Here is a 26,164-nt window from a genome sequence, read left to right as displayed (position 1 = left end):
CCCTTGGTGTATACAAAACGCGCCAGTATAGCGCAGCTTGCTGCCAAACTCCCGCCAGCCAGCCAATGGCAGCGCCGGCAAGACAGCCGGACAAGGCAAAAAAATCGGGCCTGCTATTTAAACAGCAGGCCCGTCATGACTATGGTGCAAGGCAAAATCAGCCTTCTGTCCCGTATAAGGCCACCAGTTTGCGATATACCGACTCTGCCACATATTGGCGTATCACCTTCTCCCAGCCATTGGGTCCCACCAGGCCTTTGACCATGGTCGATGACACCTCGGCATACTCGCGCGGCGGCAATAGAAAAACGGTGGTGATATCCGGATGCAGATCGGAATTGATATAGCGCATGGTGCGCTCATACTCATAGTCACTGGCGGTGCGGATGCCGCGCACAATATAGTTGGCCCCTACGCTTTGGGCGTAATTGACCAGAAACTGGTTCTCGAATACCTCCACCCGCATCTTGCCCAGACCCTGCGTCACTTCGCGCAGCATTTCGGCACGCTCTTCCACGCTGAAGGTACAGTGCTTTTCCGGGTTGACCCCGATCGCCACCACCACTTCGTCAAACAGCTCCACGGCCTCGCGTATCATCCATAAGTGCCCATTGGTCACCGGGTCGAAGCTTCCTGCGTAGACGGCTCGTTTCAACGGCTCAATCCTTTTATAGAGGGCATAAATAGATGGCTAACTGTAGCGTGCAGCGGCCGGAGGGACAAGGATTTCTGCTGCAACGCAAAAAAACCCCGCTTTAGGCGGGGCTTGCGTCGACAATAAACCACACTGCGGTTTAATTAATCTCCTCGGCACGGTGGCACGCCACCTGATGCCCGCCGACTTCACGCAGCAGCGGCTCTTCTGCCGAACAGCGCGTTTCGGCAAACGGGCAGCGCTTATGAAAGGCACAGCCCGACGGCGGATTCAGCGGGCTGGGCAACTCGCCATGGATCTTGATCTTGATCTTGCGGTCCTCCGGATGGATGGACGGCGTCGCCGACAACAAGGCCTTGGTATAAGGATGCAAGGGGGTCGCGTACAGCGCCTGTTTGCTCCCCACCTCCACCGCCCGCCCCAGATACATCACCATCACATCGTCGGCCACATGCTCCACCACCGACAGGTTGTGCGACACGAAGACATAGGCCGTGCCCAGCTCCTGCTGCAAATCCATAAACAGGTTCAGCACCTGCGCCTGAATGGAGACATCCAGCGCCGAAGTCGGCTCGTCCGCCACCACGATCTTGGGCTTGAGCATCATCGCACGCGCGATGGCGATACGCTGGCGCTGGCCACCGGAGAACATATGCGGATAGCGGTAGTAATGCTCGGGACGCAGGCCGACGATGCTCATCATCTCCTTGACCCGCGCCTCGCGCTCGGCAGCCGTCATATTGGTATTGATCAGCAAGGGCTCGGACAACTGGGCGCCAATTTTCTGCCGCGGATTGAGCGAGGCATACGGATTCTGGAACACCATCTGCACCTTGCTGCGCATAGCCTTGATATCGCTCTTGCTACCCGAGGCGACATCCACGCCATCCAGCACCAGCGCACCGGCAGTCGGCTCCTCGATCAGGGTCAAGGCACGCGCTAGCGTCGACTTGCCGCAACCGGACTCGCCCACCACCGCCAGCGTCTTGCCGGCAGACAGATCAAACGAAATACCATTTAGCGCCTTGACCACCGCCTGCGGCTTGAGAAAGCCTTGCGACACCGTGTAATGGCGGGTCAACTCGCGCGCACTCAGTACCGTGCTCATAAGGCAGCCTCCTTGGCTAGCAGGGGGAAGTGACAGCGCACCACGCTGTTTTCGATCGCAGTCAGACCCGGGCGCTCGCTGCGGCAGCGCTCGGCAACATACGGGCAGCGCGGCGACAACAGGCAACCACTTGGGCGGTCATACTGGCCCGGCACAATGCCTGGCAAGGTATTCAGACGCGCCGCACCCTGGCTGTGCTCGGGGATGGAGGCAAGCAAAGCCTCGGTATAGGGGTGAACCGGCGTACGGAAGATGCCGGGCACTTGCCCAAGCTCGGCAACTTGCCCGGCGTACATCACCGCCACGCGGTGCGCGACCTCGGCAATCACCGCCAGATCATGGGTAATCATGATCAGCGCCATATTCTGGCTTTGCTGCAAAGACACCAGCAACTCCATGATCTGCGCCTGAATGGTCACATCCAGCGCCGTGGTCGGCTCGTCGGCAATCAACAGCTTGGGCTTGCACGCGATCGCCATCGCGATGACCACACGCTGGCTCATCCCGCCGGAGAGCTGGTGCGGGTAGGCATCCAGCCGCGAGGCCGCCGCCGGAATTTCCACCATTTCCATCAGTTCCAGTGCGCGTGCCTTCAGCGCCGCGCCGCGCAAACCCTGATGCACCTTCAGCACTTCCATGATCTGGTAGCCGACGGTGTAGCTGGGGTTCAGCGAAGTCATCGGGTCCTGAAAGATCATGGCAATATCCTTGCCGACAATCTTGCGGCGCTCGCGCGCGCTGATGGTGAGCAAGTCCTTGCCGTCAAAGCGCAGCGTGTCGGCCACGATGCGGCCCTGCCCTTCCAGCAGCCCCATCATCGCCATCATGGTCACCGACTTGCCCGAGCCGGACTCGCCGACAATACCGACAATTTCACCGGCGGCAACTGACAGATCCAGCCCTTCAACCGCATTAAACGGCTTGTCCTTGCTGCCAAACTGCACAGAGAGGTTCTTGATTTCCAACAGACTCATCACGCTCTCCTTAGGCTGCACGTTTGAGTTTAGGGTCAAGCGCATCACGCAGCCCGTCACCCATCAGGTTGATCGCCAGCACCGAGAACAGAATGGTCAGGCCCGGCATCGTCACCACCCACCATGCGCGCTCGATATAGTCGCGCGCCGAGGCAAGCATGGTGCCCCACTCCGGTGTCGGCGGCTGCACGCCAAGGCCGAGGAAGCCCAGTGCCGCAGCTTCGAGGATGGCCGAAGAAAAGCTCATGGTCGCATGCACGATCAAGGGTGCCATGCAGTTGGGCAGTACGGTCACGAACATCAGACGCAACTTGCCGGCACCGGCCACACGGCTGGCTGTGACATAGTCGCGGTTAAGCTCGGTCAAGGCCGAAGCGCGGGTCAGGCGCACATAGCCCGGCAATGCCACCACCGCGATGGCGATAATGGTGTTGATCAGGCCCGGCCCCAGAATGGCAACAATAGCCACCGCCAGCAGCAAGGCAGGCAACGCCATCATCACATCCATCAGGCGCATAATGGCCGGCCCCAGCACCTTGGGGGAGAAAGCGGCCACCAGACCCAGAATCACACCGGGAACCAGCGACGCCAGCACCGATACCACACCGATAAACAGCGACATGCGCGCGCCGTGCACCAGCCGCGACAGGATGTCGCGGCCCAGCTCGTCGGTACCGAACAGGTAAGCCATGCTGCCACCCTCGCTCCAGGCCGGCGGCGTCAGCAGATGGTCGCGAAATTGCTCGATCGGGCTATAAGGTGCGACCCATGGCGCAAAAATGGCAGCCAGAAAAACCACCACCATAAAAGCAAGGCCGGCAACGGCGCCCTTGTTGAAGGCAAAACCCTGCCAGAACTCGCGCAAGGGACTGGGGTAGTGCTGCACCGGCTCGTCGGCGGCCGGCAGGATGGTGCTGTTGTTTTGACTCATGGCAGCTTCCTTACTTGGCATGACGGATGCGCGGGTTGGCGATACCGTACAGGATGTCGACGACAAAGTTGGTCAGAATCACCAGCGTGGCAACGATCAGGATGCCGTTCTGGACGATGGGGTAATCACGGCGGCCGATGGCATCGATCAGCCATTTGCCGATGCCCGGCCAGGAAAAAATGGTCTCGGTCAGCACGGCTCCGCCCATCAGTACGCCGACTTGCAGGCCCATCACGGTCAGTACCGGAATCAGCGCATTCCTGAGGGTATGCACAAAAATCACCCGAGCCGGCGACAAGCCCTTGGCGCGCGCGGTGCGCACATAGTCTTCCTGCATCACTTCCAGCATCGACGAGCGCGTCATACGCGCAATCACCGCCAGCGGGATGGTTCCCAGCACGATGGATGGCAGAATCAGATGCATCACCGCATCTTTAAAGGCACCGGCGTTGTACTCGGGATCCATCGCCTCGGCGCGCCAGGCATCGATCAACATAAAGCCGGTATCCGGCGGAATATCGAACATCAGGTCCAGCCTGCCCGACACCGGCGTCCAGCCCAGAGTCACCGAGAAGAACATGATCAGCACCAGGCCCCACCAGAAAATCGGCATGGAAAAACCGGTCAGCGCCAGCCCCATCACGCCATGGTCAAACAGCGAACCGCGCTTGATTGCCGCCAGCACGCCGGCCAGCAGGCCCAGCACACAGGCAAACAACATGGCGCACAACGCCAGCTCCAGCGTGGCCGGGAACAGCGTGGTGAACTCGGTCCAGACGCTTTCGCGCGTGACCAGCGACTCACCCAGATTGCCCTGAAACAGATTGGCTAGGTAGTCGAAATACTGGGCATACAAGGGTTTGTCCAGCCCCAGACGGTGCAGTGCCTCGGCGTGCATCTGCGGGTCGAGCGAGCGCTCGCCCATCATGACCTCGACCGGATCGCCAGGGATCATGCGTATCAGGCCGAAGGTCAGCAAGGTAATGCCGAAAAAGGTCGGAATCAACAGACCCAGACGGCGCAAAATGAAGGTAAACATCGTTTTTCCACTCCCGATGTCCGGCATACCGGCATCGTTGTCAGCCCCCAACGCCAGGGCCTAAGCCCAGGCACTTTAAAATGGCCAGATCAAGCTGGCCATAAAACCGCAGCCTGAAGGTGTTGCTCTTAACAGGCACCATCCATCAGGCTGCGCCCTGCCGCGACTGCCGGCAGGGATTTAAACGCGATGATTACTTCACACCCACGCCATAGAAGGCATTCAGGCCAAACGGACTCACCTTGAAGCTTTCTACATTCTTGCGTACCGGCTGATTGATCGTCGAGTGAGCAATCGGCGTGATCGGTACTTGCGACTTGAGAATCTCCTGTGCCTTGGCGTACAGCTTGCTGCGCTCGGCGACATTGGTAGTGACCTTGGCCTTTTGCACCAGATCATCAAACGGCTTGTAGCACCACTTGGAGTAATTGCTGCCGGACACCGAGTCGCAACCATACAGATTGTTCATCCAGTTATCCGGATCCCCATTGTCGCCGGTCCAGCCGATCAGGATTGCATCATGCTCGCCCTTCATGGCGCGCTTCATATACTCGCCCCACTCATAAGTGACGATCTTGGCCTTGACGCCGATCTTGGCGTAATCCGCCTGCATCATCTCCGCCATCAGCTTGGCATTGGGGTTATACGGACGCTGTACCGGCATCGCCCACAAGGTCATCTCGAAGCCACTCGGGTAGCCTGCCTTGGCAAGCAAAGCCTTGGCCTTGGCCGGATCGTAAGCACTGGACTTGATTGCCTTGTTATAAGACCACTGCGTCGGTGGCAATGCATTGTCGGCTTTTTGCCCCGCCCCCTGATACACAGCCTGCAAGATGGCATCCTTGTTGATGGCCATATCCAGCGCCTGGCGGACTTCCAGCTTGGCCAGTTGCGGCTTTTTCACGTTGTAAGCCACATAACCCAGGTTAAAGCCCGGCTTGGAAATGACGGCGATTTTCGGGTCGGCCTTGATCGATGGCAAATCGGCCGGACGCGGATAAACCGTCACCTGGCACTCGCCTTTTTTGAGTTTCTGAGCCCGCACCGACGGGTCGGTCACGATGGCGAACACCAGATTGTCCAGTTTGACGTCGGCCGGCTTCCAGTATTGCTTGTTGCCGGCGTAGCGGATCTGCGCATCCTTCTGGTAGCGCTTGAACACAAACGGGCCGGTACCGATAGGCTTCTGGTTAAGATCGGACGCCTTGCCTGATTTGAGCAACTGGCCGGCGTATTCGGCAGACTGGATAGAGGCAAAGCTCATCGCCAGGTTCTGGATGAAAGCCGCATCAACATTCTTCAGCGTGAAGCGCACGGTCTGCGGGTCGAGCTTCTCGACTTTGCTGATATTGCCGTCCAGTCCCATGTCGGTGAAGTAAGGGAACTCGGTCGGATAAGCCTTGCGGAACGGATGGTTCTTGTCGAGCATGCGCTGGAAAGTAAACAGCACGTCGTCGGCGTTAAAGTCGCGCGCCGGCTTGAAGGACTCGTTGCTGTGGAACTTCACGCCACGGCGCAGCTTGAAGGTATAGATCTTGTTATCCGGGGAAATAGTCCACGACTCGGCCAGACCCGGAATCACCTTGGTGCTGCCACGCTCGAACTCGACCAGACGGTTGAAAACGGTTTCGGCCGAGGCATCGAAATCGGCGCCCGACAAATACTGCGCAGGATCAAAACCACTCGGGCTGCTTTCCGAGCAATAGATCAGTGTTCCGGCGGCCTGACTGGCTGCAGCGCTGGCCAGCAAGCCGGCTGCGATCAGTAATTTCCTGGTTTTTTTCATTATCAATTCCACTTCTCTTTTGGATGGGATGGCTGCAGTCTGAGTACACGCGCTGCATTCAAAATACATTATTTAATAACAATGAAATTGACAAGTGGCTAAACAGGGATAATACCAAAAATATGTCAAACGAAATTAAAAACAAGCAATTTAATGCCATTAAAAATAAGCACTTGATTATTATCAGCATATTCATTGCGAATGATTGTTGATCCATAAAAAAACAGCCCCCGGCAAATCATGCAGGGGGCTGGGCAACTCAAGGGCGCTTACACCCTGGAGCCAGGCTTATTTCACGCTGACGTTCTGGAAGGTGTAGTCACCGAACGGGCTGATCTTGAAGCCGTTCACCTCCTTGCGCATCGGCTGGTTGACGGTCGAATGGGCGATGGTCGACCATGGCATATCGCGCTTGAACACTTCCTGCGCCTTGGCATACAGCTTGGTGCGCTCAGCCAGATTGGTCGACTTGCGCGCCGCCAGTACCAACTGGTCGAACTCCTTGCTGCAATAACGTGCGTAGTTGGAGCCGCCAACCGCTTCGCAAGTCAACAACACGCCAAGGACGTTGTCCGGCGAGGCATAGTCACCGGTCCAGCCGATCAGGCCGGTGTCGTGCTCGCCATTTTTCATACGCTTGAGGTATTCGCCCCACTCGTAGCTCTGGATCTTGGCTTTGACGCCAATCTTGGCCCAGTCAGCCTGGATCATCTCGGCCATCAGCTTGGCGTTCGGGTTGTACGGGCGCTGTACCGGCATCGCCCACAAGGTGATCTCGAAGCCGTTAGGGTAGCCGGCCTTGGCCAGTGCCGCCTTGGCCTTGGCCGGATCAAATGCAGGATTTTTCAGCGACTTGTTATACGACCACAGGGTAGGCGGAATCGGATTGGATGCTTCAATGCCCTGGCCTTGGTATACCGCATCGATAATCGCCTTGCGGTTGATCGCCATATCCAGCGCTTTGCGCACTGCCGGATTCTTCAGCTGCGGCTTTTCGACGTTGTACGACAGATAGCCGATATTGAAGCCCTGCGAAGTCGTCATTTTGAGCTTGGGATCCGCCTTCATGCCGGCCAGATCGGTCGGCTTGGGGTAGGACATGATCTGGCACTCGCCGGCCTTCATCTTCTGGTAGCGCACCGACGGGTCGGTCGTGATGGCATACACCAGATTGTCGACTTTGACCGCGCCCTTCTTCCAGTAGTCCTTATTGGCGGCGTAGCGGATCTGCGCGTCTTTCTGGTAACGCTTAAGCACGAAAGGACCGGTACCGACCGGCTTCTGGTTGATGTCGCCAGCCTTGCCCGCCGCCATCAGCTGGCCCACATACTCTGCCGACAGTACCGACGCAAACGGCATGGCGATCTTGGCCAGCAGATCGGCATCCGGCTCTTTCAGCGTGAAGCGCACCGTTGTCGGGTCTACCTTCTCGACCGAGACGATATTGGCGTCTAGGCCAGTGTCGGAAGCATACGGGAACTCGACCGGATAGGCTTTACGGAAGGCGTTGTTCTTGTTGACCATGCGGTCGAAACTCAGCACCACATCGTCGGCGTTAAAGTCGCGCGTTGGCTTGAAGTTCTCGGTGGTGTGGAACTTGACGCCTTTTCTGAGCTTGAAGGTGTAGACCTTGCCATCAGGCGAGACGGTCCAACTTTCGGCCAGACCCGGCTGCAGCTTGGTCGAGCCCTGTTCGAATTCGACCAGACGGTTGTAAAGCGGATGACCGGAAGCATCGAAGCTGTTGCCGCCGGTATATTGGGCATTGTCGAAGCCTTCAGGACTGGCTTCGGAGCAGTAGATCAGCGTGCCACCAGCAGCATGGGCCAACTGGGCGCCGGCGATCAGGCCGGCGGCGAGCAAAACACGTGTCATTGTCTTCATGGTTTCTCCTCATGATTCCCGTGTATGGAAAGTACCCGGCGCACACGCCGGGCACATAGAGAAGAACACTAAGCAACAATCATGTCATTTGCAACAAAATACTTCACATTAAATGTATTTTGTATACCCTTGGTTGCGTCAGATTTTACGCAGTACCACACTACCGACCGAGTAACCGGCGCCAAAGGAAGACAGCACGCCAATCTCGCCCGCGGCCATATCGGCGTTGTAAAGATGAAAAGCGATCACCGAACCGGCCGAACTGGTGTTGGCATAGCGGTCCAGAATCACCGGCGCCTCGTCCAGCGTGGCCTCGCGCCCCAGCACGCGGCGTGAAATCAGCTGGTTCATCGCCAGATTGGCCTGATGCAGCCAGAAACGGCGTACCGATTCCGGCGCGATAGCAAGGCTGGCCAGATGGGACACGATATGCTCGCCCACCATAGGGCACACTTCCTTGAACACCTTGCGCCCCTGCTGCACAAACAGCTTGTCCGGCGCACCAATGCCGGCCTCGTCGCAGCGATTGAGGAAACCCGCGTTATTGCGGATATTGTTGGAGAACTGGGTCGCCAGCTTGCAGCCCAGAATTTCGAAGCGCTGGGCCGAAGTGGCCAGATCTGCACGCTCCAGCACCACGGCCGTCGCAGCATCACCAAAGATGAAATGGCTGTCACGATCGCGGAAATTCAGGTGGGCCGAACAGATTTCCGGGTTCACCATCAATACGGCGCGCGCAGAGCCGGTTGCGATGGCATTGACTGCGGCCTGAATGCCGAAAGTCGCCGACGAGCAGGCCACATTCATGTCGTAGCCGTAGCCGGCTATCCCCAAAGCCTGCTGCACCTCGATAGCCATGGCCGGGTAAGCGCGCTGCATATTGGAACAGGCCACTATCACCATATCGATATCGGCGGCCGTTTTGCCTGCATTCGCCAGCGCCTCGCGCGCGGCAGCCACCGCCATCTCGGCCTGGACAGACACCTCGTCATTGCTGCGCTCGGGTAAATGGGGCGTCATACGCTGGGGATCGAGCACCCCGTTTGCATCCATCAGGTAGCGCTGGTGAATGCCGGAAGCCTTGATAATGAACTCGGCGCTAGACTCAGCCAGCGCAGCCACGCGACCTTCGGCAATTGCAGCCTGATTTTCTGCGTTGAAGGCCTGTACATAGCTATTGAATGCGGCCACTAGCTGCTCATTACTGACGGCATTGGGCGGAGTAAACAGACCGGTCCCGCTGATCACAACCTTGTTCATGCAAGAAGCTCCATGGCCGGCACAACAACACCCGCCTTTTATCAATGTTATACACAAGTATTATCTGGCTGATAATACACCACGCCTTGCAATAAACAGCAATAAAACCCTCCCGGAACAGCATAATTCCTAGTAAAATTATCGGCTCTCCAGTCTCTCCTGCCTTATACAGCAAGCATAAAAAATTTCGCAACCAATACTTGACCAAAACACTCAGGTATAGACATAATCCGCTACGGATTGCGAAACAATATAAAAGCAGCAAAGACAGGGAGAACACTACACCATGCGCCTGACTACCAAAGGACGCTTCGCCGTCACCGCCATGCTCGACCTCGCCATGCGCGAAGCCGGCGGGCCGGTCACGCTGGCCGGCATCAGCGAGCGCCAAGGCATTTCCCTGTCGTATCTGGAACAATTGTTCGGCAAGCTCAGACGCTCGGAGCTGGTTGAAAGCACGCGCGGACCGGGCGGAGGCTACACACTGGCGCGTGAGGCTGAGACGATTTCGGTTTCCCAAATCATCGCGGCAGTGGATGAACCGGTCGATGCCACCCAGTGTGGCGGCAAGGAAAATTGTCGTGGCAGCCAGCGCTGCATGACGCACGATTTATGGACCGAACTGAACGCCACCTTGTACGACTATCTGTCCAAAATCAGCCTGGGCAGTCTGGTCGACAAGCAGCGCGCCAAGGAAGTCAATGTAATGCAGGACCAACGCGAGTCGCCAAAGCACAGGGCGCATGCCGAGGCCACACCCAGCGCCTTTTAAGCGCCGGCACCCATTCGGAGAATTCAAACATGAGCCAGCTCAAGCTTCCCATTTACCTCGACTACTCTGCCACCACGCCGATTGACCCGCGTGTGGCCGAGGTGATGATTCCCTACCTGACCGAAAAATTCGGCAACCCCGCTTCGCGCAGCCATCCTTTTGGCTGGGATGCCGAAGCCGCGGTAGAGAACGCGCGCGTCGAAGTGGCCAAGCTGGTGGGTTGTGACGCCAAGGAAATCGTCTGGACCTCGGGCGCAACCGAGTCCAACAATCTGGCCCTCAAGGGCGCGGCCCAGTTTTACAAGACCAAGGGCAAACACCTGATTACGGTCAAGACCGAGCACAAGGCCATCCTCGACACCATGCGCGAACTGGAGCGTCAGGGCTTCGAGGTCACTTACCTCAATGTACTGGAAAACGGCCTGATCGATCTGGAAGCGCTCAAGGCTGCGATCCGTCCGGACACCATTTTGGTGTCGGTCATGTTCGTCAACAACGAAATCGGTGTGATTCAGGACATCCCCGCCATTGGTGAGTTGTGCCGTGAAAAAGGCATCCTGTTCCATGTCGATGCGGCGCAAGCCACCGGCAAGGTCGATATCGATCTGGACAAGCTCAAGGTCGATCTGATGAGCTTCTCGGCCCACAAAACCTACGGCCCGAAAGGCATAGGCGCATTGTATATCCGGCGCAAGCCGCGCGTCCGTCTGGAAGCGCAGATGCACGGTGGTGGTCATGAGCGCGGTTTCCGCTCCGGTACGCTGGCCACACATCAGATCGCCGGCATGGGCGAGGCTTTCCGTATTGCCCGCATGGACATGCACGCCGAAAACGAACGCATCCGCATGCTGCGCGACCGCCTGTGGCATGGCATTCAGGATATGGAAGAGGTGTATATCAATGGCGACGTCGAGCAGCGCGTGCCGCACAACCTCAATGTCAGCTTCAATTTTGTCGAAGGCGAAAGCCTGATCATGGCGATCAAGGATCTGGCCGTATCCTCCGGTTCGGCCTGCACCTCGGCTTCGCTGGAGCCATCCTATGTGCTGCGTGCACTGGGACGCAATGACGAGATGGCACACAGTTCCATCCGCTTCACCATCGGCCGCTTTACCACCGAAGAAGAAATCGACTACGCAATCAAGCTGCTCAAAGAGAAAATCGGCAAACTGCGCGAATTGTCCCCGCTGTGGGAAATGTTCAAGGACGGGGTAGACCTGAATACCGTCCAGTGGGCGGCACACTGATATCGAAGGCCCCGGGCCGGCAAGCGTCGGCCCGAACCGGCAACAAGGAGAAATACCATGGCTTATAGCGAAAAAGTCCTCGACCACTATGAAAACCCGCGCAATGTCGGCGCCTTTGAAAAAGGCGATGACACGGTAGGCACCGGCATGGTCGGCGCTCCGGCTTGCGGCGACGTGATGAAGCTGCAGATCAAGGTCGGCGCCGATGGCGTGATCGAAGACGCAAAATTCAAGACCTATGGCTGCGGCTCGGCCATTGCCTCGTCCTCCCTCGTGACCGAATGGGTCAAGGGCAAGACGCTGGATCAGGCAATGGCCATCAAGAATACCGAAATCGCCGAAGAACTGGCCCTGCCACCGGTCAAGATCCACTGCTCGATACTCGCCGAGGACGCCATCAAGGCAGCCGTCAGCGACTACAAGCAAAAACACGGTCAATAAGGAGGCATCATGGCGATCACCCTGACTCAAGCCGCTGCCGATCATATCCGCAACTTCATGGCCAAACGCGGCAAGGGTCTGGGCATCCGTCTGGGTGTCAAGACCTCCGGCTGCTCGGGCATGGCTTACAAACTCGAATTTGTCGATGTACCAGCTGAAGACGACATTACCTTCGATAGCGATGGCGTAACCGTGTTTACCGACGCCAAAAGCCTGGCCTATCTGGACGGCACCGAGCTTGATTTTGCCAAGGAAGGGCTGAACGAAGGCTTCAAGTTCAACAACCCCAACGTCAAGAACGAGTGCGGCTGCGGCGAAAGCTTTAATGTCTGACAGTGAGTCCGGCTACGGCCGGATACACGCATAAAGGGGGCCTGCGCCCCTGCAGGACTGCCATGAATTCCGACTTTACCCAGGACTACTTTGCGCTGTTTGCCCTGCCACAGCGCTTCGCGCTGGATCTGGCCTTGCTTGAGCGCAACTGGCGTGCCATCGCCGCAGAAGTGCACCCGGACCGCTTTGCCAGCGCGCCGGACGCGGAACGCCGCCGCGCACTGATGGTGGCGACCCGTGTCAATGAAGCCTATCAGACGCTGAAAAAACCCATTTCACGCGCACGCTATCTGTTGTCACTCGCCGGCGTGGACACGCAGGAAGAAACCAACACCAGCATGCCTGCCGACTTTCTGATGTTGCAGATGGAATGGCACGAGGCACTGGCCGACGCCAAGGCTGATAGCGATATCGAGGCACTGGAAAAGCTGTCGCGCGAGATCCAGAGCGATATGCGCGAACTGGAAACGGCACTGACGCAAGGCATAGACAACGAACACGATCTGGAAGGCGCAGCGGTTTTAGTGCGAAAATTGCGCTTCCTGGAAAAAATCGAGCAGGACACCGGCGACGCCATCGAAGCGCTGCTGTACTAGAAACGCGGGTTTACGCTCGCACGACAAAGACCCGAAGACGCCATGGCCCTATTGCAAATAGCCGAACCCGGCCTGTCAGCAGCACCTCATCAGCATCGCCTCGCCGTCGGCATCGACCTTGGCACCACCAACTCTCTGGTCGCCACCGTGCGTAGCGGCACGGCGACCGTCCTGCCCGATGCCCACGGCCGCAGCCTGCTGCCCTCGGTCGTGCGCTACCTGAGCGATGGACAGAGCGTGGTCGGCATCGATGCACAAGCCGAACAAAGCCGCGACCCGCATAACACCAGTGTCTCGACCAAACGCTTTATGGGACGCAGCCTGTCCGATATCGCCGAAGCGGCGTCCCTGCCCTACCGCTTTATCGATACGCCGGGCATGTTACAGATCCAGACCCATAGCGGCGCCAAAAGCCCGGTCGAAGTGTCGGCCGAAATTCTCAAGACCCTGCGTCTGCGCGCAGAAGCCAGCCTGGGAGGCGAGCTGACCGGGGCCGTCATCACTGTCCCGGCTTATTTCGATGATGCGCAACGTCAGGCCACCAAGGACGCCGCGCGTCTGGCGGGTCTTCATGTCTTGCGCCTGCTGAACGAACCTACTGCCGCCGCTATCGCCTATGGTCTGGACAACGCTTCCGAAGGCACATACGCCGTCTATGACTTGGGCGGCGGCACGCTGGACGTGTCCATTCTCAAGCTGACCCGTGGCGTATTCGAAGTCCTGTCCACCAGCGGCGATGCCGCCTTGGGCGGGGACGACTTCGACCACCGCATCTATTGCTGGATACTGGCCGAAGCCGGCCTGTCCGGCCTGAATCCCCAGGACACCCGCTTGCTGCTGACCCGCGCACGCGAAGCCAAGGAGCACCTGAGCGAACACAGCGATGCCCGCATTACCGCCATCCTGTCCGATGGCCAGGCGCTGGATCTTGTGCTGGCACAGGACACCTTTCACAACATCACCCGTACCCTGATCGACAAGACACTGCTACCCATGCGCAAGGCGCTGCGGGACGCACGCATCGCAGCGGCCGATATTGCAGGCGTAGTCATGGTCGGCGGCGCCACACGCATGCCGGCCATCCAGCAGGCCGTCGGCCAGTTCTTCGGCCAGCCACCGCTGACCAACCTCGACCCGGACAAGGTGGTCGCGCTTGGTGCGGCCATTCAGGCCAATGTGCTCGCCGGTAACAAGGCCGGCGACGACTGGCTGCTGCTGGACGTGAACCCGCTGTCGCTCGGCATCGAAACCATGGGCGGACTGACCGAGAAGATCATCCCGCGCAACACCACCTTGCCGGTGGCGCGCGCACAGGAGTTCACCACCTTCAAGGACGGCCAGACAGCCATGAGCATTCATGTGCTGCAGGGCGAGCGCGAACTGGTGGCAGATTGCCGCTCGCTGGGGCGCTTTGTGCTGACCGGCATTCCACCCATGGTGGCCGGTGCGGCGCGCATCCGCATCAGCTTCCAGATCGACGCCGATGGCCTGCTGTCGGTATTCGCCCGCGAACTGACCTCAGGCGTTGAAGCCAGCATCACCATCAAGCCCTCTTACGGCCTGTCGGATGACGACATCAGCCGTATGCTGACCGAGTCCATGGACCATGTGCAGGATGATATCCAGGCGCGCAAACTGCGCGAAGCCATCGTCGATGCCCAAAGCCTGATGGATGTCACCCGCACCGCACTAGAAAGCGATGGCGATCTGCTGGACAACACAGAACGCGCACAGGTCGATACTTGCCTGGATGCGGTAGAGGGCGCGATTGCTCTTGGCCATACCCGCGCCATCAACGAAGCCACCGCCGCGCTAAACCACGCGACCGATACCTTTGCCTCACGCCGCATGGATCGCAATATCCGTCGCGCGCTTAAAGGCCACAATATTGCAGAACTCTAAGGACTGACCGTCATGCCCCGTATTATCGTGCTCCCCAACGCCGACCTGTGCCCGGATGGTGCCGTACTCGACGATGTTGCCAACGGCACCAGCATCTGCGATGCCCTATTGGCCCACGATATCGAAATCGAGCACGCCTGCGAAAAATCATGCGCCTGCACCACCTGCCATGTCATCGTGCGCGAAGGCGGCGAATCGCTGAACGAAGCAGACGAGCTGGAAGAAGATATGCTGGACAAGGCCTGGGGACTGGAAGCGCAGTCGCGCCTGTCCTGCCAGGCACTGGTCGACGGACAGGATCTGGTGGTCGAGATCCCGCGTTACACCATCAACCACGCCCGCGAACACCACTGAGCCCACGACACTGGAGAGCGCCATGAAATGGTCTGATATTCACGACATTGCCGCCGAACTGTACGACACGCACCCCGATGTCGACCCGAAAACCCTGCGCTTTACCGACTTGCACAACTGGGTGGTCGCCCTGCCCGGCTTTGACGACGACCACAGCCGTGGCGGCGAAAAAGTACTGGAAGCGATTCAGCAAGCCTGGATAGACGAGGCCGAGTAAGGCCTGCCGCAAGCAAATTTGATTGACACCCCGTCCTGCACGGGGTGTTTTTTCATCTAGAATGCATTATTTGCCCACCGGAGTCTCCACCATGTTCAGACTGGTTATCGCCGACAAGAATTTTTCTTCCTGGTCACTGCGTCCGTGGCTGGTGCTCAAAATGCTGGCAGAACCGTTCGAAGAAATTCCGCTACGCCTGTACCAGCCGGATACACATGCACGTATCCTGAAGTTCAGTCCCAGCGGCAAGGTGCCGGCCCTGCTCGACCATCAGCTGTGCATCTGGGATTCGCTGGCCATTTGCGAATATCTGGCCGAATGTTTTCCTGCTGCCGGCCTATGGCCGCGCGAAGCCACCGACCGCGCGACTGCGCGCGCCATTACCGCCGAAATGCACTCGGGCTTTAGCGCGCTGCGCCAGAACCTGCCGCTGAATGTGGTCGCGCAATATAGCGGTCTGAGCTTTGATGAAGCAACGCAAGCTGATATCGAGCGCATCAGTGAAATCTGGCAATCGCTACGCCATGACCATCAGGATGGCGGCCCCTTCCTGTTTGGTGGCTTTACCATCGCCGACGCCATGTATGCACCGGTGGCGCTGCGTTTTGCCAGCTATGGCGTAAGCCTGCCGCCACTGGCCCAGGCTTACGCCGACCATATACTGGCACTACCGGCCATGCAGCAATGGGTAGCAGAAGCCAGAGCCGAACAGGATGGCAAGGAGAGTTGATTTTTCCGCAAGGTGATGGCGCGCTATTTATTAGAGTTTGCTAAACTGTCGTGCTTATTCGGGAGCAGCACTATGAGTACACCCTTTATCATCAGCGTGGCCGGTGGCAGCGGTAGCGGCAAGACCACCGTCACCCGCAAAGTCGTTGAAACGATAGGCAGCGACAAGGCAGCCGTCATCATTCAGGACAACTACTACCGCGACCAGAGCCATCTGACGATGGAACAGCGCCTGCACACCAACTACGACCATCCACACGCCTTTGACTGGCCGCTGTTGATCGAACACATCGATGCGCTGAAAAACGGCGTGCCAATCGAAATGCCGATCTACGACTTTGCCAACCACACCCGCGCCCCGCAGACCGAAACCGTGGTCAGCGCTCCGGTCATCGTGATCGAAGGCATTTTCGCGCTGTATGACGCGGCACTGCGCGATCTGATGTCGCTGAAGATCTTTGTCGACACCGATGGCGATGTGCGTTTTATCCGCCGCCTGCAGCGCGATATTGCCGAGCGTGGCCGCACCATGGCCAGTGTGATCGAACAATATCTGGGCACGGTTCGTCCAATGCACAACCAGTTTGTCGAGCCAACCAAACGCTTCGCCGACGTCATTCTGCCGCATGGCGTCAACGATCCGGCAGTCGATTTGATTACCGCACGGGTAGGCAATCTGTTGAAATAACGGTCAGCCTTTGGTACGACACCACATAAAAAAAGCCGGAACGAATTCCGGCTTTTTCTATTTCACACATGAATCAGGCTGTCTTGACCGGAATCTTGTTGCCGATCTTGACCCGCCATTCGGCCGGGCCGCTCTGGTGGACCGCCGAGCCCTGACTGTCGACCGCCACCGTCACCGGCATGTCTTTCACCTCGAACTCGTAAATCGCCTCCATGCCCAGATCGGCAAAACCGACCACACGCGAGCCCTTGATCGCCTTGGACACCAGATAAGCCGAGCCGCCAACTGCCATCAGGTACACCGACTGGTGCTTCTTGATCGCGTCGATGGCCGCCGGGCCGCGCTCGGCCTTGCCTATCATCCCCAGCAGGCCGGTCTCGGCCAGCACCTGTTCGGTGAACTTGTCCATGCGCGTGGCGGTAGTCGGGCCAGCCGGGCCGACCACTTCGTCGCCGACCGGATCGACCGGGCCGACGTAGTAAATAAAGCGCCCGGCCAGATCCACCGGCAGTTGCTCGCCCTTGTTGAGCATATCGACGATGCGCTTGTGCGCGGCGTCGCGGCCGGTCAGCATCTTGCCGTTCAGAAGCAGCACCTCGCCCGGCTTCCAGCTCGCCACCTCCTCGCGGGTGACGGTGTCCAGATTGACGCGACGGCCACCGGCAGTGCCGTACTCGATCTGCGGCCAGTCTTCCAGCTTGGGGGCTTCCAGTTGCGCCGGGCCCGTGCCGTCCAGATGGAAATGCACATGGCGCGTGGCGGCGCAGTTGGGGATCATCGCCACCGGCAACGAGGCTGCATGGGTCGGATAATCCATGATCTTGACGTCCAGCACCGTAGTCAGCCCGCCCAGACCCTGTGCGCCGATACCCAGCGCGTTGATCTTTTCCAGCAACTCCAGACGCAGCTCTTCGACGCGGGTCAGCGTCTCGCCGCGTGCGGCTTTTTCCTTGACCAGATGGATATCCACCGGCCCCATCAGGCTTTCCTTGGCCAGCAGCATCGATTTTTCCGGCGTACCGCCGATACCGATGCCGAGGATGCCCGGCGGACACCAGCCGGCGCCCATGGTCGGAATGGTCTTGAGCACCCAGTCGACCAGCGAATCCGACGGGTTGAGCGCGACAAACTTGGACTTGTTCTCCGAGCCGCCACCCTTGGCCGCGCAGATCACCTCGACGTGATCGCCCTCGACAATCTCGTAGTGCACCACCGCCGGGGTATTATCCTTGCTGTTAGTACGTGTGCCGGCCGGGTCTAGCAGCACCGAAGCACGCAGCTTGTTGTCCGGGTTGAGGTAGGCACGGCGCACACCCTCGTTCACCATCTCCTGCACCGACAATGTCGCATCCCAGCGCACATTCATCCCGACCTTGAGAAAGACCACGGCGATACCGGTATCCTGACAGATAGGGCGATGGCCTTCGGCGCACATGCGGCTATTGACCAGAATCTGTGCCATCGCATCCTTGGCAGCCGGGCTTTCTTCCGCCAGATAGGCTGCGTACAGTGCGTCGATAAAGTCCTTGGGGTGGTAATACGAGATGTACTGGAAAGCGTCGGCAATGCTCTGGATAAAATCATCCTGACGGATAGGGCGCATCGGGTTTCTCCATGGTTTGGGCTTCAGGCCGTTACCCCTCAGCAGCAGGGCGCGGCCTGTTTCGTCATTGGCCGCTATTGTAGAATGCCCATACGATATACGTCACGCCTGATTATGGCACTTGCAATTAGACGACCGGTCTAATAAGATGCGTTCCATGTCCAGACACCCGCTCTACCCTGACACCCAGGCCCATATCCTTGATACCGGCGAGATGCTGATCCAGCACCGCGGCTTTACCGCGCTGGGCTTGGCCGAACTGCTGCGCGAGGCCGGCGTCCCCAAGGGCTCGTTCTACCACTATTTCAAGTCGAAAGAAGACTTCGGTGTCGCCCTGCTCAGCCGCTACTTCGCCGATTACGACACCGCCTTGCAGCTTGGTCTGGGTGAAAACGCGCCCGGCAACCAGCGCGAACGCCTGCTGGCCTATTTTGCACGCTGGGTCGAGCGCGCCGAGTGCCACGATCACAGCAATACCTGTCTGGCGGTCAAGCTGTCGGCCGAAGTCTCCGATCTGTCCGAGCCTATGCGTGAAGTGCTCAAGCGCGGCATGGATCAGGTCATGGCCCGTCTGGCTAGCGCCATCCAGGCAGGCATCGCGGAAGGATCGCTGGCGCCGCACCCCCAGCCGGGGGTACTGGCCGAATCGCTCTACGCCAACTGGCTGGGCATGGCCTTGCTAAGCAAGGTTGCACGCGACAGCACGCCACTACGCCGCCTGCTGACCGAAACAGCACAACGCTTGCAAGCTGAGCCTTAACTGATCCACCCCCCTTAAACCAAACTGCCAGCCGTCTTTTGATGTACTGGCATACACAACAACTAGCCGACCGGTCTAATCAAGGAAGAAAGCATGCAACTCGACAAACTGTTCACCCCGCTGACCATGGGTGCTGTCACCCTGAAAAACCGCGTGCTGATGGCACCGCTGACCCGTCTGCGCAATACCGAGCCGGGCGACCTGCCAACCGACCTGGCCCGCGACTATTATGTGCAGCGCGCCAGCGCCGGCCTGATTATCAACGAAGGCACCCATATTTCCCCGACCGCCAAAGGCTATGCCGGCGCACCCGGCATCTATAGCGAAGCGCAGGTTGCCGCCTGGCGCGATATCAATCAGGCCGTCCACCAAGCCGGCGGCCTGATGGCCATCCAGCTATGGCACACCGGCCGCATTTCGCACACCAGCGTGCAACCGCATGGTGAAGCGCCACTGGCGCCTTCGGCGATTGCAGCCCAAAGCAACACCAATATCCGCGATGAAAACAAAGACCTGGTGCGCGCGCCCTGCTCCACGCCGCGCGCACTGGAGGCCGCCGAAATCGAAGACCTGATCGAAGACTACCGCCGCGCTACCGACAATGCGCGCCGCGCCGACTTCGACCTGGTCGAGATCCATGGCGCCCACGGCTATCTGCTCAACCAGTTTCTGTCACCTGAAGCCAATACCCGCACCGATGCGTACGGCGGCAGCATCGAAAACCGTGCGCGCTTGCTGCTGCAGGTGGTAGACGCCGTCATCGCTGAATGGTCGGCCGACCGCGTAGGTATCCGTATTTCGCCGCTGGGCGTGTTCAACGGCCTGTCCGATGTCGGTCAGGAAGACATGGCGATTTATCTGGCTGACGAACTGGCCAAACGCAAGCTTGCCTATCTGCATATCTCCGAACCGGACTGGGCCGGTGGTCCGGCCTACAGCGAAGCATTCCGCCAGACGCTGCGCGCCCACTATCCGGGCTGCATCATCGGTGCCGGCGGCTACACTGCAGACAAGGCTGAAGCCTTGCTGGAGAAAGGCTACATAGATGCCGCCGCCTTTGGCCGCAGCTTTATCGCCAACCCGGATCTGCCGGCACGCCTGCAAGCAGGGGCAGAACTGAATGCACTGAACCCGGCGACGCTCTACGGCGGAGGCACCGAAGGCTATACCGACTACCCTGCGTTGTAAGCGATCGCGTCATCAACGCGTCACACTACGCACACAAGCTATGCACTACCGCCCCCTTTGAAGGAGAGCACGATGAAACGCGTTCTGTTTGTTCTGACCAGCCACGACAAGCTGGGGGACACCGGCCACCGTACCGGCTTCTGGATTGAAGAGTTTGCCGCACCCTATTACCTGCTGCACGATGCGGGCGTAGAGGTGACGCTGGCATCCCCCCTGGGGCTGCAGCCGCCGATTGATCCAAAAAGTGCCCTGCCCGAGTTCCAGACCCCGGCCACCGTGCGTTTCAATGCCGACACTGTGCTGCAGGACAAACTGGCGCACACCCTCACCCTCAAGGAAATCGAAGCGGCAGACTTCGATGCCGTGTTCTACCCCGGCGGTCACGGCCCGCTGTGGGACCTGACCAATAACGAAGCCTCCATCCTGCTGCTGCAGGCCTTCGAGTGTCAGGGCAAACCGATTGCTGCCGTCTGCCATGCGCCGGCCGTCCTGCTGCATGCCAAGAAAAGCGATGGCACACCCTTGGTCGCCGGGCGTCACGTGACCGGCTTTACCAATGGCGAAGAAGCCGCGGTTGGCCTCACCCATATCGTGCCCTTCCTGCTGGAGGATGCGCTGATCGACGCGGGCGGCCTCTACGCCAAGGGCGCGGACTGGGGCGTCTTTACCCAGCAGGACGGCCAGCTGATCACCGGGCAAAATCCGGCGTCCTCTGAAGCTGTCGCCATAAAACTGCTAGGTCTGCTTAACGCCTAAGCCGGATAAAGCGGCATCGGCAACACCCGATGCCGCTTCTTGCAGTTTTCCAGCACGCCCTTATCCTGCTCCCGATTTACACATGGCATAATCCGCACACAAACTTACTCGTGTGAGCACCATGTCCTATCACCTTATCGTCCAGGCCCCCCAACTCAACGATCAGGCCTTGCAACAGTTGGCCGGCCTTGCCGGTGCTAGCCATATCCAGCGCCTGTCCACCTCCTGCGCCCGCCTGTCTCCTGCTACCCCCACCGCACGCGCAGCGCTCATGGCCGCAGCACAGACACTGGCGGTCGATGTCGCACTCATGCAGGATGGACTGCACTTTTCCGATTTCGGCTTATTGGTGTCCGACATGGACTCGACGCTGATCACCATCGAGTGCATCGACGAAATCGCCGACATGCTGGGCATCAAGCCGCAGGTGGCCGCCATCACCGAGCGCTCGATGCAGGGCGAACTGGACTTTGCCCAGTCGCTGACCCAGCGCGTGGCCTTGCTTGAAGGACTGGAGGAAGCTGCACTGGAGCGCGTCTATCGCGAACGGCTGAGGCTTAGCCGCGGTGCCGAAACCCTGCTGGCAGCATGTCGTGCGCACGGCGTGCGCTTTATGCTGGTCTCCGGCGGCTTTACCTTCTTTACCGAACGCCTCAAGGCGGAACTGGGGCTGGACTACGCTTACGCCAACGAGCTCGAAATTGTCGACGGCCGCCTGACCGGGCGCATCAAGGGCGGGATTGTGGATGCGGCCGCCAAACGCCAGTTGCTGATAGCCAAACGCGAGGAACTGGGTCTGCGTCCGGAACAGGTGATCGCGATGGGCGATGGGGCCAACGACCTGTTGATGCTGGCCGAAGCCGGACTGGGCATTGCCTTCGACGCCAAACCGGTGGTGCGGGCACAGGCGGACGTTGCCATCAACCATGTCGGGCTGGAGGGGGTCATCGGCCTGTTTGAAGCCCTGTAACCAGAAAGACCAGTATGCTGCCCGAACTCGACACTGTCTCCTTCGACGCCGACCTGCCGCTGCTCCTGCGCCCGGCACAAAACTACAGCAGCAAGCTTGCGCGCGAGACGCGGCTGGCATTACGGGTGCTGGCCGCGCCAACCGGCATCCCGGACGGCGCCGACCCGCAACTGCAACGACTGGAGGCCAAGCTCGATCTGGCACTGGAAGTTGCCCTGCTGTCCCGCTACCCGGAAAGCGCCCCCTTGCACGGCTGCCGTCTGGGCCTGAACAGCCTGGCCTGGCATAGCAGTCAAGAGCAAAGCCCCGGCGAGACTCTCCTGCTTGAGTTAAGCCCGCATGCCGACTCGGCTCTGACCCTGTTTCTGCCGGCCACGGTATTGGCCTGCCAGAACCAAGGGCCACAAACCTATACGGTCACGGCTTCAATCGAGGATGCCTTAAGCGAAAGCACCCGTCCTTTGTGGGAAAAGTGGATTTTTCGGCGTCACCGCGAACAAATTTTCCGACGTTAACAAGCATTCACTTTCGAACAATGCAAACCAGCTTCCGACTGTAATTTCCAGGCAGACACCAGCAAACCATGTAAATAATCGCAAACGAACTAACAAAGTCATAAATCGAACAAAATAAAAATCAAAATACATAAAATGAGCACCCGCGCATTGTTTGCGAGTGCTCATTTTTTATTGATCTTAATAAATAAATGATAATAAAATGATCTTAACAAATATAAACAATTCTGATTACGGGCATAAAAACCCTAAATAAGCGGGGCGGGCAAACAGCGTTTAATGTCAGTACAGCATGAATTCTGACATCCAGCGCAGGCTTTATCGCCAGACAATAGCAACAACCATTTACGCATTACGGATACTAAAACATGACTCACGAAGCCGTCGCCACACCGGACAACAAACCGTCCAGCTCGCATGTCAAAGCCACTCAGCCTGCTTTCCCGGCCTGGAATAGCCGCGATACGACCTGGATGCTCAGCCTGTTCGGCACCGCTGTCGGCGCCGGCATTCTGTTTCTGCCTATCAACGCAGGTATGGGCGGTTTCTGGCCGCTGGTACTGATGGCACTGTTGATCGGCCCGATGACCTTCCTCGCCCACCGCGGTCTGTCGCGCTTCGTCTGCTCGTCGGCCAAAGAAGGCAGCGACATCACCGAAGTCGTCGAAGAACACTTCGGCGTAGGTGCGGGTAAAGCCATCACTCTGCTCTACTTCTTCGCGATCTACCCTATCGTCTTGATCTACGGCGTCGGCATCACCAACACCGTGGACAGCTTTATCGTCAACCAGCTGGGCATGGAATCGCCACCGCGCGCGCGGCTGTCCATCGTGCTGATCATGGGCATGATGTCGGTGATGCTGGCCGGCGAAAAGCTGATGCTCAAAGTGACCCAGTTCCTGGTATATCCACTGGTCGGCATTCTGGCCTTTATGTCGCTGTATCTGATTCCTGACTGGAAAATGGATGCCCTGATGGTGATGCCGTCGGCTGTCGATGCCCTGGGCACCGTGTGGCTGACTATCCCGGTTCTGGTATTTGCCTTTAACCACTCGCCTGCCATTTCCCAGTTTGCCGTCGCCCAGCGCCGCGAATACGGTGTACATGCCCGCAAGAAGGCCGACCAGATTCTGCGCAACACATCCTTCATGCTGGTTGGCTTTGTGATGCTGTTCGTATTCTCTTGCGTATTGTCGCTGACCCCGGCCCAGCTGGCGGATGCCAAGGCGCAGAACCTGCCTATCCTGTCTTACCTCGCCAACGTACACGATAGCGGTTTTGTCTCCTACTTCGGCCCGCTGGTTGCTTTCGTTGCCATCGTCTCCTCCTTCTTCGGCCACTATCTGGGCGCGGCAGAAGGCATGAACGGCATCATCGTCAAACAGATGCGTAGCAGCGGCAAAACCCCGGACGCCAAGAAGATCAACCGCTTCATCCAGGTATTCATGGTACTGACCATCTGGGCCGTTGCCGTGATCAACCCTAGCATTCTGGGCATGATCGAAGCACTGGGCGGCCCGATTATCGCGGCCATCCTGTACCTGATGCCGATGTACGCTATCAGCAAGATCCCGGCGATGAAAGAGCATCGCGGTGCAATCAGCAATGTGTTTGTCGTCGTAATGGGTCTGCTGGCAATGACCGCCATCCTGTTCGACTTCATCAAGTAAGCTGCATATGATCAGCACTGCGCTGACATGAAAAAAGGAGGCCCGTTGAACGGGCCTCCTTTTTTACATCACGCAGCGCGCTTTAAGCGAGTGCCGCCAAAAGCTTGCCGTGTATCCCGCCAAAGCCGCCATTACTCATCACCAGAATCTGGTCACCCGGCTGCGCTTCGGCCACGACGGCACAAAGCAAGGCATCCAGATCATCAAAGCTGGCCGCAGCATCTCCCAGAGGCACGAGTGCCTGTGCCGGGTCCCAATCCAGATTGGCTCCATAGCAATACACCAAATCGGCATCACCCAGCGAGCCTGCCAGCGCATCCTTCATCGCACCGAGTTTCATGGTATTGGAGCGAGGCTCCAGCACCGCCAGAATGCGTGCATTGCCCACCTTGGCGCGCAAACCGGCGACCGTAGTGGCAATCGCTGTCGGGTGATGGGCAAAGTCGTCGTACACGGTTACCCCGTTCGCCACGCCTTTCACCTCCATGCGCCGCTTCACATTCACAAAGCGGGACAGGGCATCGATACTCTGCTTGACCGTCACGCCGGCATGGCGTGCCGCGGCAATCGCGGCCAGTGCATTCAGACGGTTGTGCTCCCCCATCAGGCCCCAGCCTACCCGGCCCTGCTGCACGCCATCCAGCAACACCTCGAAGCTGCCGTCAGCGGCGACATCCCCCACCTGCCAGCCGCCATCGACACCGAAAGGCTCGACCGGCGTCCAGCAACCGCGCGCCAGCACCCGCTCCAGCGCGGCCTCGCGGCCATTGGCCACGACCAGTCCTTTGGACGGCACGGTACGCACCAAGTGATGAAACTGGGTCTCGATCGCCGGCAGATCGGCAAAAATATCGGCGTGATCGAACTCGAGATTGTTCAGCACGGCGGTGCGCGGGCGGTAGTGGACAAACTTGGAGCGCTTGTCGAAAAAAGCAGTGTCGTATTCGTCGGCCTCGATCACGAAAAACGGGCTTTCGCTGGCCGGATCCTGCTGTGGCGAGCCCGGCAGGCGGGCCGAGATACCGAAGTTCTCAGGAATGCCGCCAATCAGAAAGCCCGGAGCCAGGCCGGCATCTTCCAGTATCCAGGCCAGCATGGCACTGGTGGTGGTTTTGCCATGGGTGCCGGCCACCGCCAGCACCCAGCGTCCCTGTAAGACATGCTCGGCCAGCCACTGCGGGCCGGAAATATACGGCAGGCCGCGATCGAGGATCTCTTCCATCAAGGGTTTGCCGCGCGTCACCACATTGCCCACCACATACATATCCGGCTCCAGCGCAATCTGCTCGGCGCCAAAGCCTTCGATAAGCTCGATGCCCATCGCTTCGAGCTGGGTACTCATCGGCGGGTAAACATGGGTATCGCAACCGGTGACGCGGTGCCCCGCCTGCTTGGCGATGGCGGCAATACCGCCCATAAAAGTGCCACAAATGCCTAGGATATGGATGTGCATGGAAAACGTCGCGTAGATAAGGCCATAAGGCCGAAAAACGCAAGCTTACGCACGAAGCGCGTCCCCCTCAAGCATACGGTGTCGCTGGAAATGCAAAAAGACCCGCCAGGCGGGTCTTTTTATCGGGGCAGAACAGCGCTTACAGGCCGTAAGGGTGCTGCAGCACGATGGTTTCTTCGCGATCCGGACCGGTAGACACGATGGCAACCGGTGCGCCGCACACTTCGGCGATGCGTGTCAGGTAAGCCTGAGCATTGGCCGGCAGCTTATCCCAGGTTTTGGTACCGAAAGTCGTTTCGCTCCAACCCGGCATCACTTCATAGATAGGCTCGC

At 58.7% G+C, this 26,164-nt stretch carries 27 protein-coding genes; 16 read left to right on the top strand and 11 right to left on the bottom strand.

Features of this window, described 5'->3' with window-relative positions; all coding sequences use genetic code 11:
* Positions 1 to 157 precede the first annotated feature (157 nt).
* The 8 genes from coaD to EGI20_RS03745 form a co-directional block, all read right to left on the bottom strand.
* Positions 158 to 655 carry a pantetheine-phosphate adenylyltransferase gene (gene coaD, locus EGI20_RS03780; RefSeq protein ID WP_220789266.1) on the bottom strand — a complete coding sequence of 166 codons (498 nt, stop codon included), beginning with the start codon at positions 653 to 655 and terminating at the stop codon, positions 158 to 160.
* A gap of 139 nt (positions 656 to 794) precedes the next feature.
* On the bottom strand, positions 795 to 1,763 hold the full coding sequence (locus EGI20_RS03775; protein ID WP_124734118.1) for a peptide ABC transporter ATP-binding protein: 969 nt from the start codon (positions 1,761 to 1,763) through the stop codon (positions 795 to 797).
* Positions 1,760 to 2,737, bottom strand: a complete 978-nt coding sequence (locus EGI20_RS03770; RefSeq protein WP_124734117.1) for an ABC transporter ATP-binding protein — start codon at positions 2,735 to 2,737, stop codon at positions 1,760 to 1,762. The genes EGI20_RS03775 and EGI20_RS03770 overlap by 4 nt, the downstream gene beginning before the upstream one ends.
* Positions 2,738 to 2,747: 10 nt before the next feature.
* Positions 2,748 to 3,668 carry an ABC transporter permease subunit gene (locus tag EGI20_RS03765; RefSeq protein ID WP_160794323.1) on the bottom strand — a complete coding sequence of 307 codons (921 nt, stop codon included), beginning with the start codon at positions 3,666 to 3,668 and terminating at the stop codon, positions 2,748 to 2,750.
* A 10-nt stretch (positions 3,669 to 3,678) separates the two neighbouring features.
* A complete protein-coding gene (locus tag EGI20_RS03760; RefSeq protein ID WP_498629745.1) occupies positions 3,679 to 4,707 on the bottom strand; it encodes an ABC transporter permease subunit in 1,029 nt (342 codons plus the stop codon).
* 193 nt (positions 4,708 to 4,900) lie between these two features.
* Complete coding sequence (locus EGI20_RS03755) at positions 4,901 to 6,493, bottom strand: ABC transporter substrate-binding protein (RefSeq protein ID WP_498629743.1); 1,593 nt, start codon at positions 6,491 to 6,493, stop codon at positions 4,901 to 4,903.
* 288 nt (positions 6,494 to 6,781) lie between these two features.
* On the bottom strand, positions 6,782 to 8,377 hold the full coding sequence (locus EGI20_RS03750) for an ABC transporter substrate-binding protein (RefSeq protein WP_498629741.1): 1,596 nt from the start codon (positions 8,375 to 8,377) through the stop codon (positions 6,782 to 6,784).
* Positions 8,378 to 8,515: 138 nt separating this feature from the next.
* Positions 8,516 to 9,637 (bottom strand): beta-ketoacyl-ACP synthase III, encoded by a 1,122-nt coding sequence (locus tag EGI20_RS03745; RefSeq protein ID WP_498629740.1) that lies wholly within the window; start codon positions 9,635 to 9,637, stop codon positions 8,516 to 8,518.
* A gap of 286 nt (positions 9,638 to 9,923) precedes the next feature.
* On the opposite strand from EGI20_RS03745, the gene iscR reads away from it, so the two are divergent.
* The 10 genes from iscR to udk all read left to right on the top strand — a co-directional run bounded on the left by iscR (position 9,924) and on the right by udk (position 16,916).
* The gene (gene iscR, locus EGI20_RS03740) at positions 9,924 to 10,409 is read left to right on the top strand and encodes a Fe-S cluster assembly transcriptional regulator IscR (RefSeq protein WP_498629738.1); all 486 of its coding nucleotides are present in this window, start codon (positions 9,924 to 9,926) and stop codon (positions 10,407 to 10,409) included.
* 29 nt (positions 10,410 to 10,438) lie between these two features.
* Positions 10,439 to 11,656, top strand: coding sequence for an IscS subfamily cysteine desulfurase (locus tag EGI20_RS03735; protein ID WP_498629736.1), 1,218 nt, complete (start codon positions 10,439 to 10,441; stop codon positions 11,654 to 11,656).
* A gap of 57 nt (positions 11,657 to 11,713) precedes the next feature.
* Complete coding sequence (gene iscU / locus EGI20_RS03730; protein WP_124734109.1) at positions 11,714 to 12,097, top strand: Fe-S cluster assembly scaffold IscU; 384 nt, start codon at positions 11,714 to 11,716, stop codon at positions 12,095 to 12,097.
* A 9-nt stretch (positions 12,098 to 12,106) separates the two neighbouring features.
* Positions 12,107 to 12,430: an iron-sulfur cluster assembly protein IscA gene (gene iscA, locus EGI20_RS03725; protein ID WP_498629734.1), complete on the top strand. Its 324-nt coding sequence runs from the start codon at positions 12,107 to 12,109 to the stop codon at positions 12,428 to 12,430.
* A 62-nt stretch (positions 12,431 to 12,492) separates the two neighbouring features.
* The gene (gene hscB, locus EGI20_RS03720; RefSeq protein ID WP_498629732.1) at positions 12,493 to 13,026 is read left to right on the top strand and encodes a Fe-S protein assembly co-chaperone HscB; all 534 of its coding nucleotides are present in this window, start codon (positions 12,493 to 12,495) and stop codon (positions 13,024 to 13,026) included.
* A 42-nt stretch (positions 13,027 to 13,068) separates the two neighbouring features.
* Positions 13,069 to 14,928 (top strand): Fe-S protein assembly chaperone HscA, encoded by a 1,860-nt coding sequence (gene hscA, locus EGI20_RS03715; protein ID WP_498629730.1) that lies wholly within the window; start codon positions 13,069 to 13,071, stop codon positions 14,926 to 14,928.
* 12 nt (positions 14,929 to 14,940) lie between these two features.
* Positions 14,941 to 15,282, top strand: coding sequence for an ISC system 2Fe-2S type ferredoxin (fdx, locus tag EGI20_RS03710; RefSeq protein ID WP_124734105.1), 342 nt, complete (start codon positions 14,941 to 14,943; stop codon positions 15,280 to 15,282).
* A 22-nt stretch (positions 15,283 to 15,304) separates the two neighbouring features.
* Positions 15,305 to 15,499, top strand: a complete 195-nt coding sequence (iscX, locus tag EGI20_RS03705; protein WP_498629728.1) for a Fe-S cluster assembly protein IscX — start codon at positions 15,305 to 15,307, stop codon at positions 15,497 to 15,499.
* 91 nt (positions 15,500 to 15,590) lie between these two features.
* On the top strand, positions 15,591 to 16,229 hold the full coding sequence (locus EGI20_RS03700; RefSeq protein ID WP_498629726.1) for a glutathione S-transferase family protein: 639 nt from the start codon (positions 15,591 to 15,593) through the stop codon (positions 16,227 to 16,229).
* 72 nt (positions 16,230 to 16,301) lie between these two features.
* Entirely contained in the window at positions 16,302 to 16,916 is a 615-nt protein-coding gene (gene udk, locus EGI20_RS03695; RefSeq protein WP_498629724.1) for a uridine kinase, read from the top strand.
* Positions 16,917 to 16,989: 73 nt separating this feature from the next.
* On the opposite strand, the gene EGI20_RS03690 is transcribed toward udk, so the two are convergent.
* Positions 16,990 to 18,519, bottom strand: coding sequence for a fumarate hydratase (locus EGI20_RS03690; protein ID WP_498629722.1), 1,530 nt, complete (start codon positions 18,517 to 18,519; stop codon positions 16,990 to 16,992).
* 157 nt (positions 18,520 to 18,676) lie between these two features.
* On the opposite strand from EGI20_RS03690, the gene EGI20_RS03685 reads away from it, so the two are divergent.
* The 6 genes from EGI20_RS03685 to EGI20_RS03660 all read left to right on the top strand — a co-directional run bounded on the left by EGI20_RS03685 (position 18,677) and on the right by EGI20_RS03660 (position 24,378).
* Positions 18,677 to 19,279, top strand: a complete 603-nt coding sequence (locus EGI20_RS03685) for a TetR/AcrR family transcriptional regulator (RefSeq protein WP_498629720.1) — start codon at positions 18,677 to 18,679, stop codon at positions 19,277 to 19,279.
* Between the two features lie 93 nt (positions 19,280 to 19,372).
* Positions 19,373 to 20,467 (top strand): N-ethylmaleimide reductase, encoded by a 1,095-nt coding sequence (gene nemA / locus EGI20_RS03680; protein WP_498629718.1) that lies wholly within the window; start codon positions 19,373 to 19,375, stop codon positions 20,465 to 20,467.
* 72 nt (positions 20,468 to 20,539) lie between these two features.
* Complete coding sequence (locus tag EGI20_RS03675; protein WP_498629717.1) at positions 20,540 to 21,223, top strand: type 1 glutamine amidotransferase domain-containing protein; 684 nt, start codon at positions 20,540 to 20,542, stop codon at positions 21,221 to 21,223.
* 121 nt (positions 21,224 to 21,344) lie between these two features.
* The gene (serB, locus tag EGI20_RS03670; RefSeq protein ID WP_498629715.1) at positions 21,345 to 22,193 is read left to right on the top strand and encodes a phosphoserine phosphatase SerB; all 849 of its coding nucleotides are present in this window, start codon (positions 21,345 to 21,347) and stop codon (positions 22,191 to 22,193) included.
* A gap of 14 nt (positions 22,194 to 22,207) precedes the next feature.
* Positions 22,208 to 22,708: a hypothetical protein gene (locus tag EGI20_RS03665; protein WP_498629713.1), complete on the top strand. Its 501-nt coding sequence runs from the start codon at positions 22,208 to 22,210 to the stop codon at positions 22,706 to 22,708.
* 368 nt (positions 22,709 to 23,076) lie between these two features.
* The gene (locus EGI20_RS03660) at positions 23,077 to 24,378 is read left to right on the top strand and encodes a serine/threonine transporter (RefSeq protein ID WP_498629712.1); all 1,302 of its coding nucleotides are present in this window, start codon (positions 23,077 to 23,079) and stop codon (positions 24,376 to 24,378) included.
* An 82-nt stretch (positions 24,379 to 24,460) separates the two neighbouring features.
* On the opposite strand, the gene mpl is transcribed toward EGI20_RS03660, so the two are convergent.
* Complete coding sequence (mpl, locus tag EGI20_RS03655; RefSeq protein WP_498629710.1) at positions 24,461 to 25,831, bottom strand: UDP-N-acetylmuramate:L-alanyl-gamma-D-glutamyl-meso-diaminopimelate ligase; 1,371 nt, start codon at positions 25,829 to 25,831, stop codon at positions 24,461 to 24,463.
* 139 nt (positions 25,832 to 25,970) lie between these two features.
* The coding region (locus tag EGI20_RS03650) for an adenylosuccinate synthetase (protein ID WP_498629708.1) at positions 25,971 to 26,164 on the bottom strand (194 nt) is incomplete at its 5' end.

The organism is Aquitalea sp. S1-19 (genome assembly GCF_024343515.1).
Note: the sequence above shows the minus strand (reverse complement) of the source record. Positions and strands in the feature narration are given on the sequence as shown.